Genomic DNA, 16099 nt, shown 5'->3' on the forward strand with positions numbered 1-16099 from the left:
CATGGTACAGCGTAGCCTCAATTCTTCCTGTTCTTCGAGCGACCACGGGTCACACCCTGCCAGCCGCAGGTTTGCTGATCCGCCCCGGCAACTACCTGGCAGAGCCGGCAGACAAGCCTTGTAGAGATGCGACATGGGCTTGCGCCCTGTCGTCCAGATGCCCGTCCAGCGCACGAACCCCGATCCGGCTGTGCTAGAGTCGCGCGCTATTTTTTCGGCCTGCTCTCCATGGCACTACCGAAAAACCTCTCGAACCAGGCCCGACGCCACTTGCAACGCGCCCAGCAACCAGAGAACTCGCGATGTCCCAAGCCCTTCACCCTGCCCTGCAGCTACTCAACCGCACCAGCCTGGTGACACAGATCATCATCGGCCTGCTGGCAGGTATCGCTCTGGCCGTAATCGCCCCGCAGGCAGCACTGTCCGTCGGCTTCATCGGTAACGTGTTCGTCTCGGCGCTCAAGGCCGTCGCCCCGGTACTGGTGTTCATCCTGGTGATGTCGTCCATCGCCAACCACCAGCAAGGCCAACAGACGCATATCCGCCCGATCCTGCTGATGTACCTGATCGGTACCTTCAGCGCCGCCCTGGTCGCGGTGGTGGCCAGCTTCGCCTTCCCGTCGTCGCTGGTACTGAGCAGCCAGGCTGCTGAACTGACGCCCCCCGGCGGCATCGGCGAGGTGCTCAAGACGCTGCTGATGAACGTGGTCGACAACCCGGTCAATGCCCTGCTGAATGGTAACTTCATCGGTATCCTGGCCTGGGCTATCGGCCTCGGCTTCGCCTTCCGCCATGCCAGCGCCGGTAGCAAACAACTGCTGGGCGAACTGTCCAACGGTGTGACTGCCATCGTCAAGCTGGTGATCCGCCTGGCGCCGCTGGGGATCTTCGGCCTGGTCGCCGCCACCCTCGCCGAATCCGGCTTCGACGCCCTGCTCGGTTATCTGCACCTGCTGGTGGTGCTGGTCGGCTGCATGCTGCTGGTGGCCCTGGTGGTCAACCCGGCGCTGGTGTACTGGAAGATCCGTCGCAACCCCTACCCGCTGGTGTTCACCTGCCTGCGCGAAAGCGGCATCACCGCTTTCTTCACCCGTAGCTCGGCCGCCAACATTCCGGTCAACCTGCAACTGAGCCAGCGCCTGGGCCTGCACGAAGAAACCTACTCGGTCTCCATTCCGCTGGGCGCCACCATCAACATGGCCGGTGCCGCCATCACCATCACCGTGCTGACCATGGCTGCAGTGCACACCCTGGGCATCCCCGTCGATCTACCCACCGCCCTGCTGCTGAGCGTGCTGGCCTCGATCAGTGCCTGCGGCGCATCCGGTGTCGCCGGCGGCTCGCTGCTGCTGATCCCGCTGGCCTGCAGCCTGTTCGGCATCCCCAATGACGTGGCCATGCAGATCGTCGCCATCGGCTTCATCATCGGCATCGTTCAGGACTCGGCAGAAACCGCGCTGAACTCTTCCACCGACGTGCTGTTCACCGCCGCTGCCTGCATGGCACAAGAGCGTAAGGACAGCTGAGACCCATCGCGTTGATAGCAAGGCCCACCTCGCGTGTAATGCTGTTGACTTAAGCGGAGTAGCCTTGCGATCCACCGGGTAGCGGGTCTATGAAATCTTCACCGTCCTTGCTCTTGATGGCCTTGGGCGGTGATCCAGAAACAGCCCACCGACTCCTGCCCTCAACGCTGATAAGCGTTGTCCTGTTGCTGAAATCGGGTTGGCCGCTGCCATCACGATCAATTGCACGGCGATGTAGTGGGCCACCGGCTTGAAGCGGATGTCGCTTGGGGAGCGGCCAAAGGCGACGGCTGCCTGACTGGCTTCACGACGAATGATGTTGTAAGCCAGCAACAATCCCCAAACCTCTTGGTAGATCAGCTCCTTTACAGGCAAGAGCAGGCCGAATCGGCCTTTTTGAGGCAGGACGCCGGAACACAACAGGTGTTCATTGCCGCCCGTGTTCCTGTCTGTTCGCTCTTGTGCTCCATCGCTGAAAGCCCCGTGGTTACTGGCTCCAAGCATTCTAGGAACACCAATCACACCAAGAACAAGGAATTTTTCAGGGGGATGGGTTTGCATGCTCAAACCGACTTGCCGAAGTTGACCGGCACCACGTTGCCGACCCATTCCCAACGGTGGGCGAAATCGTATGGGGTGACGTGCTGCTGCCGGTTGGCATCGAGGTAGTCGGCCCACCACTGGCACATCAGCCGGCGTTCCTGCAGGTGCTCTGCCTTGTGGATGTAGGCGCCACGCACCGTGTCGCGCTCTTGGTGGCTCATCCGCCTTTCAACGGCATCCTTCGACCATAGCCCCGACTCCACCAAGGCGGAACAGGCCATAGTGCGGAAGCCGTGGCCGCACAGATCAACCTTGGTGTCATAACCCATACGGCGCAGGGCCTTGTTGATGGTGTTCTCGCTCATGGGCTTGTGGTGGTAATGGTCGCCGGGGAACACCAGATCGAAGCGACCGGTGAGCTGCCGCACCTGTTCCAGCAGCTCCAGTGTCTGGCGGCTCAGCGGTACCAGGTGCGGAGTCCCCATCTTGGCGCCGCGGTGGGAGAACTTGACGCCCTCGATGGCCTCGCGCTGGCCGGGTATCTCCCACATGGCCCGGACGGTGTCGATCTCACTCCAACGGGCAAAACGCAGCTCGCTGGAGCGGATAAACACCAGCAGGGTGAGCGATACCGCATGCCGGGTCAGCGCCCGGCCGGAATCGGCCTTGATACGCTGCAGCAGCTCGGGTAGGCGATCCAGTGGCAAGGCGGGCCGGTGGGCACTCTTGCGGGTGGCCGTGGCGCCCACCAGGTCGTTGGCCGGGTTACTGTCGATCAGCCCATGCTGCACTGCCATACGCATGACCCCGGTGATGTACTGGCGCAGCCGGCCAGCCAGCTCCAGGGTGCCGCGCTTCTCCACGGCCTTGAGCGGCTGCATCAGATCCCGGGTTTTGAGCTCACCCAGCGGGCGCGCACCGAGCACCGGCAATACGTGCAACTCGAGGTTGCGCCACACCGTGGCGGCATGCCCTGGCGACCACTTGAGGGAACAGGCCGCATGCCATTCCTCGGCCATGGCCTTGAAGGTGTTGGCGCGGGCATTGGTGGCTTCGATCTTTGCGAGCCTGGCGGTCTCTATCGGGTCTTGATCGTGGGCCAGCAGCTCCAGGGCAGAAGCACGCCGATCACGGGCGGCCTTCAGGGTCAGCGCTGGGTAGTTGCCGAAAGTGGCCAGCCCCGCCCTATCATCGGGCCGGGTGAACTTGAAGCGCCACACCTTGGAACCGCTGGGCTTCACAGCCAGGTACAGGCCCTGACCATCGAACAGCTTGTATTCCTTCTCGCGCGGCTTGGCAGCCTCACACTTGGAATCTGTCAGAGGGGTGACTGGGCGTGCCATAGGAATACGTACCCTTATCGAACCGGCGTATCCCTAAACGTCTTCCTAAAACGTGGATATGTACAGAGACAATAGTAGACAGCCGGATACAACAAAGCCGGCTCAAGTGGCCGGCTTTACTGGGATTCGTAGACTTCTATAGACAGATAGAGTCAATCATTTGGCGTCCCCTGCTGGAATCGAACCAGCATCTAGCCCTTAGGAGGGGCTTATTCTATCCGTTGAACTAAGGGGACACGGCCGTATTGGCAACGGCCGGGCCGCATCTTAGCGGCGACACGCGCATTTGTCATGTCGCCACCGCTCACTTCCTAGGGCCTGCTGCCGTTTTACATGGGCAACCATAGGAAGGCGCAGGCCATGGCCACCACGCTCTCGTAATTTCTCTTGAGCTTGTCGAATCGAGAGACCACCTGTTCGTGCTGATCGAAGTCGACGTGAGTGAAGACGGACATCGGGTTACCTCGGATATAAAAAGCCGCCCCTCTCCCGCACGGGAGAGGGTGGCAAAGGGGATGGGTTTGCGGCTCAGGCAGCCGGTTCGAACAGCTGCACAGCGGCGATCTCGCTGACGGTCAGGCGTGCCTTGAGCTGCGTCGCCTGCTCGCGCGCCTTGGCCAGTGCCGCTTCCTTGACGTGGCCGTAGCCGCGGATCTGCTCGGGAATCTCGGCCAGCGCCACCGCCGTGCGGTAGTTACCGGCGTTGAGCTCGGCGAGCAGGTAGGCCACATTGGCTTCGTACTCCTCGATCAGCTCGCGCTCCAGGCGACGCTCGGCACTGTGGCCGAACGGATCGAGCACGCTGCCACGCAGGAACTTGAAGCGCGCCAGTACGCCGAACGCCTTGAGCATCCAGGGGCCGAAGCTGCGCTTGCACGGCTCACCAGTCACCGCATCGGGCTTGCTCAACCAGCTCGGCGCTAGGTGGAACTGCAGCCGGTAGTCGCCTTCGAACTGCGCTTCGAGCTGCTTGCGGAACGTGGCATCGCTGTACAGCCGCGCCACTTCGTACTCGTCCTTGTAGGCCAGGAGCTTGAAGTAATAGCGAGCTACGGCCTTGCTCAGGCGCTGCTGCGCATCGGTATCGGCCTTGCGCACGTGCTCGACCAGCTCACGGTAGCGTTCGGCATAGGCCGCGTTCTGGTAGGCGGTCAGACGCTGCACACGGTCGGCAACGATTTCCTCCAGCGTGCTGCAATGCGGCGCTTCGACGACCTTGGGCGCGGCGAGTTTTTCCACCGCAGCCAGATCATGTGCGGCGCGACGGCCCCAGAGGAAGGCCTGCTGGTTGAGTTGAACGGACACGCCGTTGAGCTCGATGGCCTTGTTCAGCGCTTCGGCCGATACCGGCACCAGGCCCAACTGATAGGCATAGCCGAGCATGAACAGGTTGGTGGCGATGCTATCGCCGAGCAGGCGAGTGGCCAGGCGAGTAGCGTCGACGAAGCGGGTCTTGCCCTCGCCCACCGCCTCGCTGATCGCCTCGCGCATGGCTGCGCCGGGCACCTGGGCGTCCGGGTTGCGGGTGAACTCGGCAGTGGCCGCCTCATGGCTGTTGATCACCGCATGGGCGATCTTGTAGTTGAGCTTGGCCAGCGCCTCTTCGCTGGACGACACCACCAGGTCGCAACCCAGCAGCAGGTCGGTTTCCCCGGCGGCGATGCGCACCGCGTAGATGTCGCTCTGCCGCGTGGCAATACGGATGTGGGTGATCACCGGGCCGAACTTCTGCGCCAGGCCGGCCTGGTCGAGCACGGTGCAGCCCTTGCCTTCGATATGCGCGGCCATGCCCAGCAGCGCGCCAACGGTGGTCACACCGCTACCGCCAACACCGGGCAGAAGGATGTTCCAGGGGCGAGTCAGGGCCGGCTGTTTCGGCTCCGGCAGGGCGATGAACAGCGCACCGAGGCCCCCGGCCGCGGGCGTGCGCAGGCTGCCGCCGTGCACGGTGACGAAACTCGGGCAGAAGCCCTCCAGGCAGCTGAAGTCCTTGTTGCAGGCACTCTGGTCGATCTCGCGCTTGCGCCCCAGTTCGGTTTCCAGCGGCAGCACCGACAGGCAGTTGGATTTCACGCTGCAGTCGCCACAGCCTTCGCACACGGCCGGGTTGATGAAGGCGCGCTTGGCCGGATCGACCATCTTGCCGCGCTTGCGCCGACGACGTTTTTCGGTGGCGCAGGTCTGGTCGTAGAGGATCACCGACACACCTTTTACCTCGCGCAACTCACGCTGCACGGCGTCCAGCTCGCGACGGTGATGGAAGGTGACGCCCGGGGCGAAGGTGGCGCGGGTCGGGTACTTGTCCGGCTCGTCGCTGACCAGGGCGATGCGTTTGACGCCCTCGGCATGCACCTGCTGGCTGAGCTGGTCGATACGCAGTTCGCCGTCGATGGGCTGGCCGCCGGTCATCGCCACCGCATCGTTGTAGAGAATCTTGTAGGTGATATTGACCCCGGCGGCCACGGCCGCGCGCAGGGCCAGATGGCCGGAGTGGAAGTAGGTGCCGTCACCGAGGTTCTGGAACACGTGCGGCGTATCGGTGAACGGCGCCTGGCCGATCCAGGTGGCACCCTCGCCGCCCATCTGGGTGAAGGTGTCGGTGCTGCGATCCATCCACTGGGTCATGTAGTGGCAACCGATACCACCGAGAGCGCGGCTGCCTTCGGGCACCTTGGTCGAGCTGTTATGCGGGCAACCGGAGCAGAAATGCGGGGTGCGCGCAGTCTTGTGCTTGGGCGCAGCCAGGGCCTTCTCCTTGGCATCGAGGAAGGCCAGGCGCTCCTCGATGGTCGGGCTGCTGTAGATCGGCGCAAGGCGCTTGGCGATCACCCGGGCGATCATTGCCGGGGTCAGCTCGGCCAGGTTCGGCAGCAAGGACACGCCCTGCTCATCGAACTCGCCGACCACCCGCGGGCGCTTGCCTACAGGCCAGTTATAGAGCTGGCCGGTCAACTGGTCTTCGATGATGCTGCGTTTCTCTTCCACCACCAGAATTTCGTCCAGGCCTTCGGCGAACTGGTGCACCGACACCGGCTCCAGCGGCCAGCTCATGCCGACCTTGAGCACGCGCAGGCCAACCTTGGCGCACAGTGCTTCGTCCAGGCCGAGGTCATCCAGGGCCTGGCGCACGTCGAGGTAGGACTTGCCGGTGGTGATGATGCCCAGACGCGGGTTGGGCGAATCGAGCTTGACCTGGTTGAGGTTGTTGGCCAGGGCGAAGGCGCGCGCGGCGTAGATCTTGTAGACGTTGAGGCGCTTTTCCTGGGCCAGGGGCGGATCGGGCCAGCGGATGTGCAAGCCGTCTTCCGGCAGTTGGAAATCCTCGGGGATCTTTATCTGGATACGCAGTGGATCGACGTCCACCACGGCCGAGGAGTCGACGTTCTCGGCGATGGTCTTCAGCGCTACCCAGCAGCCGCTGTAGCGCGACAGCTCCCAGCCGATGATGCCGTAGTCCAGCACTTCCTGGACGTTGGCCGGGTTGAGCACCGGGATCGACGCGGCGATGAACGCATGCTCGCTCTGGTGGGCGATGGTCGAGGACTTGCAGCCATGATCGTCACCGGCCAGCAGCAATACGCCGCCGTGCTTGGAAACGCCGGCCGAGTTGCCGTGCTTGAACACGTCGCCACTGCGGTCGACGCCCGGCCCCTTGCCGTACCACATGGCGAACACGCCGTCGTAGCGGGCGCCGGGGAACAGGTTGGCCTGCTGGCTGCCCCACACCGCGGTCGCGCCCAGCTCTTCGTTGACGCCGGGCTGGAAGTGGATGTGGTTTTCCTTCAGGTACTCGCGCGCGTCCCACCGGCTCTTGTCCAGGCCGCCAAGGGGCGAGCCGCGATAGCCGGAGATGAAGCAGGCGGTATTGAGTCCGAAGGCGGCATCACGCTGCTTCTGCAGCATGGGCAGGCGGGTGAGCGCCTGAGTGCCGGTCAGATAGAGGTGACCCGTGGCGAGGCGGTATTTGTCATCCAGGCGGATTTCGGCCAGTGACATGGAGCGCTCCTTTTATTTTTATGGCGAGCACGGGGAGCGCGACGGTAGACACGCTCCGTTGGTTTCACGGCAGGATCGCTGCTGTGAATTTGCCTAAAGCATGACTGGAGGGTTCCGCTTTTTTCTTTCTATTTTCGAGTATCGAAGGCGATACTTCGCATGATCCTTCCAACAATCACAATAAATTGGAAACAATCATGCAGGACAAGCTCAGCCCCATCGACCGGCGGATTCTCCGCCTGCTGCAACACGATGCCGACCTCTCTGCCGCCGAGGTAGCCGAGAAAGTCGAGCTGTCGCAATCGCCCTGCTGGCGACGGATCAACCGCATGCAGGAAGAGGGATTGATCGAACGCAAGGTCGCCCTGCTCAATCACAAGCGCCTGGGCTTCGGCATCACGGTGTTCGTCGACATCAAGCTGTCGGCCCACGGGCGCGGCAATCTGGATGAGTTCGAGCGGGCCGTGGTCGGCTACCCGCAAGTGCTGGAGTGCTACAGCATGGCCGGCGGCTCGGACTACCTGCTCAAGGTGGTGGCCAAGGACATCGCCGATTACGAGCGTTTCCTGCGCGACCACCTGCTGCAGCGCCCGCATGTGCACGAGGCGCACTCACATATCGCCATGAGCGAGGTCAAGCGCACCACCGAGTTGCCGCTGGATTAACGCCCTGGCCTGCGCGTGCGCCAAGCGGCCAGCAGCGACGGGCCAAGCGCGGTGAGTGCCGAGCCAAGTACCACTACCACGGCGCCGGCGTAGGCGATCCAGTTGACCTGCTCGGGCAGCACGTGATCCGGCCACCAGGTCGAGGCCAGGGCCACGGAGACGAAAGTCACCAGCGGCGTCAGCGCCAGAGTCGCGCTGACCCGCGAGGCCTCCCAGTGCGCCAGCGCCTCGGCGAAGGCACCATAGGCCACCAGGGTATTCAGGCAGCAAGCCAGCAGCAGCCAACCTTGCAGCGGGCTCAGTTGCAGCGCTTGCAGCGGCTGCGCCCAGGGCGTCAGCAACAGCGCGCAGGCCAGGTAGATGACCATCATCACCTGCACCGAACTCCACAGGGTCAACAGTTGCTTCTGCGCCAGGCCGTAGAAGGTCCAGACGAAGGCCGCGGCCAGCACGGTCAGCACGCCGGTGGTATAGGTGGTCAGCGAGGTCAGCAGCTCACCCAGGCGCTGGTTGAAGAACAGGCCGAAGCCCAGCAGCATCACCATCAGGCCAATCGCCTGGCCCAGGCTGAAGCGCTCGCGAAAGACGAACAGGCTGCTGATCAGCAGCAGGATTGGCGCGACCTGGATCACCAGTTGCGTGGTGCCGGGGCTGAGCAAATTGAGCCCGACCAGATACAGCACGTAGTTGGCCGTCAGCCCGCCGATGGCCAGCGCCAGCAGCCAACCGCCCTTGCGCCCCAACGAACGAAAACGCGGCAACCGACGGCTCGCGGCAAGGTAGGCAAACAGCAGAGAACCTGCCACGGCCAGGCGATACCAGGTGACCGTTACCGGATCCATGACCTGGAGAACTTCTTTCAGTTTGATTGGCAGGATGCCCCAAAGCACCGAAGTGATCAGGGCCAGCAGCAGGCCGTACATCCAACGGCCGGAAGAAATGTGCATGGCAACCTCTGGCAGGCAGCCAACAGAGCATGTCGACCGCAGCAGAGCATTCTAGGAGAGGCCACCACACCGACACAGCAACAGTTCAGCACAGTTGCCGAGCGAAACTGTACTGATCGGCAACCCAGAAACGCCAGCCGACCGGCGCCAATAATCCATAAAATCGGCTAAAAGCCTGTAACAAGCCGCCAAAATCTACCATCTGTCGTTTTGCCAAGCAGGCCGCATTGGCCACAGTAGACTCAGGTTATCCAGCACCTGCAGATGGAGTCCCCGCCATGTTCGGCCAACGCACCGTCGACCCCCAACCGGGCACGCATTACCGTAGCTCACGCGTCAGTGCCGTCAACGGCCAATATTTCTTCGCCACTCGCGAAGGCACGCTGGAGGGCCCCTATCTCTCCCGCCACGACGCCGAGCAGAGCATCGTGCGTTACATCGAGCGCATGGTCATGGCCGACAAGCTGCTACGCCATAGCAGCGAGCACATCGACAACCTGCAGCGCCGCGAAGCGATCAAGCACAATCAGGAGCTTTGAGCGCTCCCACCTAAAGACGCGCCAAGCCCAAATCCCCCCGATGCGCCGCAAGATGCGGCAGCACTGCGGCCAGCAAAGGCTCCTTGAAGGCATCCTGAAAGCGATGCGCCAGGCCCGGAATCAACTTGAGTTCGGAGCCCTTGATATGCGCAGCCACGTGTACCCCATGCATTACCGGCAATAGCGGGTCGGCCGTGCCATGCACCACCAGCGTCGGCACGTTCAGGCGATTGAGCAACTCGACGCGGCTCGACTCGGCAAGAATCGCCAGCAGCTGACGCTGCACGCCTTCGGGATTGAAAGCGCGGTCATAGGCCTGTTCAGCCTGACTCAAGAGCAAGGCACGATCATCATGCACCGTCGGGCTACCGAGGGCCGCCAGCAAGTCCGCCTGTTGTTGCAGTGCAGCCTCGCGACTACCGGCCTCACGCCTTGCCAGCAACGCCACCAACGCATCGCTGGGCGCAGGCAACCCTTGCGCGCCCGAACTGGTCATCACCAGCGTCAGGCTTAGAACGCGCTGCGGCGCCAAGTCGGCCAGATGCTGCGCGATCATGCCACCCATGCTTGCACCCAACACATGGAAGCGCTCGACGCCGAGCTGGTCCATCAGCCCCATAGCATCACCGGCCATGTCACGCAGGTGATAAGGCGCACCAAGCGACAGACCCAGGCGATAGCGCAGTACCTCGTAAGGCAGGTTGATGCTCGGCGCCGGCCGCCGCCACGTGCTCAGCCCGACATCGCGATTGTCGAAGCGCACGACGCGAAAGCCCTGCTGACAGAGACGCTCGACCACCTCGTCAGGCCAGTGGATCAACTGCCCACCCAGCCCCATCACCAGCAGCAGCGCCGGATCGCGTTCGTTGCCGATACTTTGATAGGCCAGACGCACCTCACCGATATCCGCATAGCGGGTCGGCTCGGACAGGTCGCAACGATTGGCCGCAAGAGACGGCAAGCCGCAAAGCAACGCGGCCAGGAAAATGAATACACGCATGAAAACACCAGAAACGCAGAACCCCACTGAAGCGCGAGTCTGATGAAAGTCGTTCGACGGCGCTGCCACACAAGCGTGACAGTTTGATGAAGGGGGACGAACGGTTGCCCGGAGGGTGACTAGAAGTGCGATCCAGAGCGTCGCGAGCGCCCCTCCTACCTATCCGTAGGAGGGGCTTCAGCCGCGACCACTGCCGGGCAATCAGGCCAGCTCGGCACGCAACTGCCTGGCGGCGGCCACCATGCTCACCAGCGCGGCCTCGGTTTCCGGCCAGGCGCGGGTTTTCAGGCCGCAATCGGGGTTGACCCACAGGCGTTCGAGCGGGATACGCCGCGCCGCCTTGCGCAACAGCCCGGCCATCTCGGCACTGTCAGGCACACGCGGCGAGTGAATGTCATACACGCCGGGGCCGATGTCGTTCGGGTAAGCGAACTTCTCGAACGCTGCCAGCAGCTCCATATCCGAACGCGACGTCTCGATAGTGATCACGTCGGCATCCATCGCTGCGATGGACTCGATCACATCGTTGAACTCGCTGTAGCACATGTGGGTATGGATCTGGGTTTCGTCACGCACGCCGCTGGCGGTCAGACGGAAAGCTTCGCTGGCCCAGTCCAGGTAGTGCTGCCAAGCGGATTTACGCAGTGGTAGCCCTTCACGGAACGCCGCCTCGTCGATCTGGATGATCTTGATGCCCACCGCTTCCAGGTCCACCACCTCATCGCGAATCGCCAGCGCCAGTTGCCGAGCCTGCACTTCACGTGACACGTCCTCGCGCGGGAACGACCACATCAGCATGGTCACCGGGCCGGTCAGCATGCCCTTCATCACTTTGTCGGTCAGGCTCTGGGCGTATTTGATCCACTCCACGGTCATGGCCTCGGGCCGGCTCAGATCACCGACGATCACCGCCGGTTTTACGCAGCGTGAGCCGTAACTCTGCACCCAGCCGAAGCGGGTGAAGGCATAGCCATCGAGTTGCTCAGCGAAGTACTCGACCATGTCATTGCGCTCGGCCTCGCCATGCACCAGCACGTCCAGGCCCAGACGCTCCTGCACCTGCACCGCCTGGCGAATTTCGCTGTGCATGGCCTCGGTGTACTCGGCCGCGCTGAGCTTGCCCTGCTTGAACGACTGCCGCGCCAGGCGAATCGCCGAGGTCTGCGAGAAGGAGCCTATCGTCGTGGTCGGCAGCAATGGCAGTTGCAGGCAGTCACGCTGTTGCTCGATGCGCTCGGCGAACGCCGATTGACGCTGGGCATGGCGCGGACGAATCGCCGCCAGACGGGCCTGCACCTCGGGTTTGTGAATACGTTTTGAAGCTGCACGAGCAGCCTGTACTGAGCGGCTCGCTTGCAAGGCGGCTTGCACAGAAGCGTCTTCCGGCACCTCCAGGGCCTTACCGAGCAATGCGACCTCCTGACATTTCTGCACGGCAAAAGCCAGCCAGCCTTTCAGCTCGGCATCGAGCTGGTCTTCACGAGCCAGATCCACCGGGCTGTGCAGCAGCGAGCAGGACGGCGCCACCCACAGCCGTTCGCCCAGGCGTTCGTGAGCGTGACGCAGCACCTCAAGGGCTTTCTCCAGATCGCAGCGCCAGACGTTGCGCCCGTTGACCACGCCCAGCGACAGCACCTTGTATGCGGGCAGGCGGTCAAGGATGGTCGGGTACTGCTCCGGCGCACGCACCAGGTCGATATGCAGGCCATCTACAGGCAGGTTGGCGGCCAGACCAAGATTGTCTTCCAGGCCGCCAAAGTAGGTGGCGATCAGCTTCTTGCACGGCTCGCGCTGGATCAGGTTGTAGGCGCGCTCGAACGCGTTCTTCCACTCTTGCGGCAAGTCGAGCACCAGGATCGGCTCGTCGATCTGCACCCACTCCACGCCCTGCGCGGCCAGACGCTGGAAGATCTCGCCATAGACCGGCAGCAGGCTTTCGAGCAGCTCCAGCTTGTCGAAGTCGCCCCCCTTGACCTTGCCCAACCACAAGTAAGTCAGTGGTCCGATCAACACCGGCTTGACCTTGTGCCCGAGGGCATGCGCCTCAGCCACCTCCTCGAACAGTTGCTCCCAGCTCAGGGCGAACTGCTGACCCGCGCTGAGCTCCGGCACCAGGTAGTGGTAGTTGGTATCGAACCACTTGGTCATCTCTTGGGCATGAGCACCGCCGCAGCAAGTAACGCTGCTCTTGTTTGCAACGGTCCCACGCGCCATGGCGAACAGAGTGTCCAGCGTCGGCTTGCCGGTAGCCGGACGGAAACGCTCAGGGATGACGCCAAAGGCCAGGGAATGACTGAGCACCTGGTCGTACCAGGCGAAGTCACCCACCGGCAGCAGGTCGATACCGGCATCCCTCTGCAATTGCCAGTGCTCGGCGCGCAGACGCTGGCCGACGGCGCGCAGGCCAGCTTCGTCCAGCTCACCTTTCCAGTGCGCTTCGAGGGCTTTCTTCAGTTCGCGGTCGCGGCCGATGCGCGGGAAACCTAGGGAATGGGACAGGGCCATGTCGTGAAACTCCAGAATCAATCGAGATGACGCCATTCTCGGCACCGACACCGAGTGAGACAAACTCAAGATTTTCGTCTTGATCTAAAGATTTACTCATGTAGGCTGTATGAACCATTTTCATCCAGATACGCCACTGGATGAGTGAAACCTTTTAGAGAACCGCCATGCTCGAGCTACGCCACCTGAAAACCCTGCACGCCCTGCGCGAGACCGACAGCCTGGTGGAAGCCGCCGAGCGTCTGCACCTGACCCAGTCGGCGTTGTCGCACCAGTTCAAAGAGCTGGAAGAGCGCCTCGGCCTGCAGCTGTTCGTGCGCAAGACCAAGCCCGTGCGCTTCACCAGCGCTGGTCTGCGCCTGCTACAACTCGCCGACGCCACCCTGCCCCTGCTGCGCGGCGCCGAGCGTGACTTGGCGCGCCTGGCGGGCGGCACCGCTGGCCGCTTGCACATGGCCATCGAATGCCACAGCTGCTTCCAGTGGCTGATGCCGACCATCGATCAGTTCCGCGATGCCTGGCCGGAGGTGGAGCTGGACCTGGCCTCGGGCTTTTCCTTCGCCCCGCTGCCCGCCCTGGCCCGAGGCGATCTGGACCTGGTGGTGACCTCGGATCCCATCGAGCTGGCCGGTATCACCTATGTGCCATTGTTCACCTACGAGGCGATGCTCGCCGTGGCCAACCAGCACCGTCTGGCGCACAAGGCCTGCATCCAGCCACAGGATCTAGCCACGGAAACCCTGATCACCTACCCGGTGGAACGCGACCGCCTGGATATCTTCACGCGCTTTCTCGAGCCCAACGATATCGAGCCAGCCCAGGTACGCACCTCCGAGTTGACGGTGATGATGATGCAACTGGTGGCCAGCGGTCGTGGCGTATGCGGCCTACCCAACTGGGCACTGCACGAGTACAGCTCGCGCGGTTACGTCAGCGCCAAGCGCCTGGGCGAAAAAGGGCTGTTCGCCACGCTCTACGCGGCGATCCGCACCGACATGCTCGACGCGCCGTTCATGCGCGACTTCCTGCTCACCGCCAAGGATACCTCCTTCGCCAGCCTCGAAGGCGTCAGCGTGGCGCGCTGACGGCAGCACGTAGGGTGCGCCGTGCGCACCAACAATCCACCACCGCCGGCCCTGGTGCGCACGGCGCACCCTAGACCACATCTCCAATCGCCAACGCCATGGCGAACGCCCGTCCACACCAATTGCCTTGTTACAACTCCCGCATTGCCGCAGCGTGACCGACAGTCATAGCATGACCATCGGTCACGAAACCCGGAACCGTCATGCGCTATCAGGATCAACTCTTCCAGCAGCGGGAAAACGCCCTGCTGCAATCCGCTCGCCAGCTGTTTCAGGAGCAATCCTGGGATCGCGTCACCATCGCCGAAGTGGCCCGTCACGCCGGCATTGGCAAGGGCACGGTGTACAAGCACTTCTCCAGCAAGGAGGCACTCTATGCGCGCCTGGTGCTGGATTGCTCGCGCCAGCATCTGAGCGAACTGCATGAGACCGCGAACCAGGCTCCTCCTCGCGAAGCCATGCGCCATGTGATTCGCCGCGCCTTCGAACAACTGCTGGCCGACCCACTGCAAGCCCAACTCTGCCTGCTGTGCGACCGCCCCGCCTTCCAGGAACGTCTGGACGCGCCCTACCGTGAACAGTTCCTCGAGCTGGAAGGTCAGTACATGGCCCTGTTCAACCAACTGCTGCAGGGCAGCTTCGGCGAACTGAAACTCTCCCCCACGGATTGCCAGCACCTGCTCTGGGGCGTGGAGGCTTGCGTCAATGGCGTGATGGCACGCATCGCCTCCGGCGGCTTCGCCCACTGGGCCGAACCCATCGAGCTGGACGCCTATTTCCAGCGCGTCACCGATTTCATCATTGCCGGCCTGCAAGGCCAGGCCGCCGCGCTGCATGCAGCGCCTGCACTCAGCGAGTAAACCCACATGTTCGCCCAACTCAGCAAGCGTCCCTGGATCATCGCCATCGTCATCGCAGTCCTGCTGCTGGCCTGGCTGTTCAGCGGCGAGCGTTTCGTCGCTCGCGACGAGGTCGAGCCCGACCAACCTGCCGCCAGCAACGAGTTGGCGCGCGTCGAAATTCAATGGCTGCAAGCCCAACCCATGCAGCGCGAGCATGTGGTGCAGGGGCAGGTCGAAGCCTGGCGCCGAGTGGAACTGCGCGCCCAGGTCAGTGGCAGCGTACAGAACCTGGATCAGGACAAGGGCAGCCGCGTCGCAGCCGATCAATTGCTGCTGAGCATTTCGCCAGACGACCGCCCGGCCCAGGTCGCGCGCAGCGAGGCCGATGTGCGCCAGCGTCAGAGCGACGTCACCGCCGCCAAGCGCCTGCGCGAACGCAGCCTGGTTTCGGCCAACGAGCTGATGCGTCTGGAAAGCGAGCTGGCCAAGGCACGCGCCGAACTCGACAGTGCCCGTCTGCAACTGCGCAACACCAAGATCAAGGCGCCGTTTGCCGGCATCTACGACCAGCGCATGGTCGAGCTGGGCGATTTCGTCCAGCCCGGCCAGAGTCTGCTGACCCTGGTGGATATCGACCGCCTCAAGGTCAGCGCACAGATCGCCCAGCAGCAGGTCACCCAGCTCGAACTGGGCCAACCGGTAAAGGTGGAACTGCTCGATGGCCGCACGCTGCAAGGCGAACTGCACTTTATCGCCGCAGCTGCCGACCCCGGTTCGCGCAGCTTCCGCATAGAGGTCAAGGTGGACAACCCGGACAGCCTGCGCCTGGCTGGCGCCAGCGCCACCCTGCACATCCAGACCGGCGAAGCCATGGCCCATCGCCTGTCCCCTGCCCTGCTCAGCCTGGATGAAAGCGGCCGCCACGGCGTCAAGTGGGTCAACGAGGCGCAGCGCGTGGAGTTCACCCCGGTGCAACTGATCAGCGTCGACAACCAGGGCGCCTGGGTCAGCGGCTTGCCGCCGAAGGTGGCGCTGATCACCCTCGGCCAGGGCTTCGTCCAGCCCGGTCAGCAGGTCCGCGCGCAACTCGCGGCCGAGGGCAGTTGAG

10 protein-coding genes, 1 tRNA gene and 3 pseudogenes are annotated in these 16099 nt (G+C 63.1%); 6 read left to right on the forward strand and 8 right to left on the reverse strand.

Going from position 1 to position 16099, the window contains the following annotated elements; genetic code table 11:
• The first annotated feature begins 302 nt into the window (after positions 1 to 302).
• Entirely contained in the window at positions 303 to 1526 is a 1224-nt protein-coding gene (gene sstT / locus EGJ86_RS05150) for a serine/threonine transporter SstT (protein ID WP_003460683.1), read from the forward strand.
• 87 nt (positions 1527 to 1613) lie between these two features.
• Here sstT and EGJ86_RS05155 read toward each other — a convergent pair.
• The 5 genes and pseudogenes from EGJ86_RS05155 to EGJ86_RS05175 form a co-directional block, all read right to left on the reverse strand.
• Positions 1614 to 1889, reverse strand: a pseudogene (locus tag EGJ86_RS05155) (IS4 family transposase); the annotation flags it as partial.
• Between the two features lie 200 nt (positions 1890 to 2089).
• The gene (locus EGJ86_RS05160; protein WP_125834282.1) at positions 2090 to 3412 is read right to left on the reverse strand and encodes an integrase arm-type DNA-binding domain-containing protein; all 1323 of its coding nucleotides are present in this window, start codon (positions 3410 to 3412) and stop codon (positions 2090 to 2092) included.
• A gap of 161 nt (positions 3413 to 3573) precedes the next feature.
• A tRNA-Arg gene (locus tag EGJ86_RS05165) sits at positions 3574 to 3648 on the reverse strand.
• A gap of 93 nt (positions 3649 to 3741) precedes the next feature.
• Positions 3742 to 3834: pseudogene (locus EGJ86_RS05170) on the reverse strand (IS5/IS1182 family transposase); the annotation flags it as partial.
• A gap of 106 nt (positions 3835 to 3940) precedes the next feature.
• Complete coding sequence (locus EGJ86_RS05175; RefSeq protein WP_125834283.1) at positions 3941 to 7408, reverse strand: indolepyruvate ferredoxin oxidoreductase family protein; 3468 nt, start codon at positions 7406 to 7408, stop codon at positions 3941 to 3943.
• A 197-nt stretch (positions 7409 to 7605) separates the two neighbouring features.
• Between EGJ86_RS05175 and EGJ86_RS05180 the strand changes: the two genes are divergently transcribed.
• Positions 7606 to 8073 carry an Lrp/AsnC family transcriptional regulator gene (locus EGJ86_RS05180; RefSeq protein WP_092376353.1) on the forward strand — a complete coding sequence of 156 codons (468 nt, stop codon included), beginning with the start codon at positions 7606 to 7608 and terminating at the stop codon, positions 8071 to 8073.
• Here the strand turns inward: EGJ86_RS05180 and EGJ86_RS05185 are convergent.
• Positions 8070 to 9020: a DMT family transporter gene (locus tag EGJ86_RS05185; protein WP_125834284.1), complete on the reverse strand. Its 951-nt coding sequence runs from the start codon at positions 9018 to 9020 to the stop codon at positions 8070 to 8072. The two genes, EGJ86_RS05180 and EGJ86_RS05185, sit on opposite strands and share 4 nt — an antisense overlap.
• A gap of 278 nt (positions 9021 to 9298) precedes the next feature.
• Here EGJ86_RS05185 and EGJ86_RS05190 point away from each other — a divergent pair.
• Positions 9299 to 9469, forward strand: a pseudogene (locus tag EGJ86_RS05190) (DUF6316 family protein); the annotation flags it as partial.
• 100 nt (positions 9470 to 9569) lie between these two features.
• Here the strand turns inward: EGJ86_RS05190 and EGJ86_RS05195 are convergent.
• Positions 9570 to 10559 (reverse strand): alpha/beta fold hydrolase, encoded by a 990-nt coding sequence (locus EGJ86_RS05195; protein ID WP_125834285.1) that lies wholly within the window; start codon positions 10557 to 10559, stop codon positions 9570 to 9572.
• Between the two features lie 201 nt (positions 10560 to 10760).
• Complete coding sequence (gene metE / locus EGJ86_RS05200; RefSeq protein WP_125834286.1) at positions 10761 to 13064, reverse strand: 5-methyltetrahydropteroyltriglutamate--homocysteine S-methyltransferase; 2304 nt, start codon at positions 13062 to 13064, stop codon at positions 10761 to 10763.
• A 167-nt stretch (positions 13065 to 13231) separates the two neighbouring features.
• On the opposite strand from metE, the gene metR reads away from it, so the two are divergent.
• The 3 genes from metR (at position 13232) to EGJ86_RS05215 (ending at position 16098) form a co-directional block, all read left to right on the forward strand.
• On the forward strand, positions 13232 to 14149 hold the full coding sequence (gene metR, locus EGJ86_RS05205; protein ID WP_125834287.1) for a transcriptional regulator MetR: 918 nt from the start codon (positions 13232 to 13234) through the stop codon (positions 14147 to 14149).
• Between the two features lie 203 nt (positions 14150 to 14352).
• A complete protein-coding gene (locus EGJ86_RS05210; protein ID WP_125834288.1) occupies positions 14353 to 15009 on the forward strand; it encodes a TetR/AcrR family transcriptional regulator in 657 nt (218 codons plus the stop codon).
• A gap of 6 nt (positions 15010 to 15015) precedes the next feature.
• The gene (locus EGJ86_RS05215; RefSeq protein WP_125834289.1) at positions 15016 to 16098 is read left to right on the forward strand and encodes an efflux RND transporter periplasmic adaptor subunit; all 1083 of its coding nucleotides are present in this window, start codon (positions 15016 to 15018) and stop codon (positions 16096 to 16098) included.
• Position 16099 lies beyond the last annotated feature (1 nt).

Origin of the sequence: Pseudomonas sp. o96-267 (assembly GCF_003935465.1) — a bacterium.
GTDB lineage: Bacteria > Pseudomonadota > Gammaproteobacteria > Pseudomonadales > Pseudomonadaceae > Aquipseudomonas > Aquipseudomonas sediminis.

What these genes read in the sequence shown, in the direction of transcription:
- sstT (WP_003460683.1), top strand. Translation starts at nt 303, where the DNA reads ATGTCCCAAGCCCTTCACCCTGCCCTGCAGCTACTCAACCGCACCAGC.
- EGJ86_RS05160 (WP_125834282.1), bottom strand. Translation starts at nt 3,412, where the DNA reads ATGGCACGCCCAGTCACCCCTCTGACAGATTCCAAGTGTGAGGCTGCC.
- EGJ86_RS05175 (WP_125834283.1), bottom strand. Translation starts at nt 7,408, where the DNA reads ATGTCACTGGCCGAAATCCGCCTGGATGACAAATACCGCCTCGCCACG.
- EGJ86_RS05180 (WP_092376353.1), top strand. Translation starts at nt 7,606, where the DNA reads ATGCAGGACAAGCTCAGCCCCATCGACCGGCGGATTCTCCGCCTGCTG.
- EGJ86_RS05185 (WP_125834284.1), bottom strand. Translation starts at nt 9,020, where the DNA reads ATGCACATTTCTTCCGGCCGTTGGATGTACGGCCTGCTGCTGGCCCTG.
- EGJ86_RS05195 (WP_125834285.1), bottom strand. Translation starts at nt 10,559, where the DNA reads ATGCGTGTATTCATTTTCCTGGCCGCGTTGCTTTGCGGCTTGCCGTCT.
- metE (WP_125834286.1), bottom strand. Translation starts at nt 13,064, where the DNA reads ATGGCCCTGTCCCATTCCCTAGGTTTCCCGCGCATCGGCCGCGACCGC.
- metR (WP_125834287.1), top strand. Translation starts at nt 13,232, where the DNA reads ATGCTCGAGCTACGCCACCTGAAAACCCTGCACGCCCTGCGCGAGACC.
- EGJ86_RS05210 (WP_125834288.1), top strand. Translation starts at nt 14,353, where the DNA reads ATGCGCTATCAGGATCAACTCTTCCAGCAGCGGGAAAACGCCCTGCTG.
- EGJ86_RS05215 (WP_125834289.1), top strand. Translation starts at nt 15,016, where the DNA reads ATGTTCGCCCAACTCAGCAAGCGTCCCTGGATCATCGCCATCGTCATC.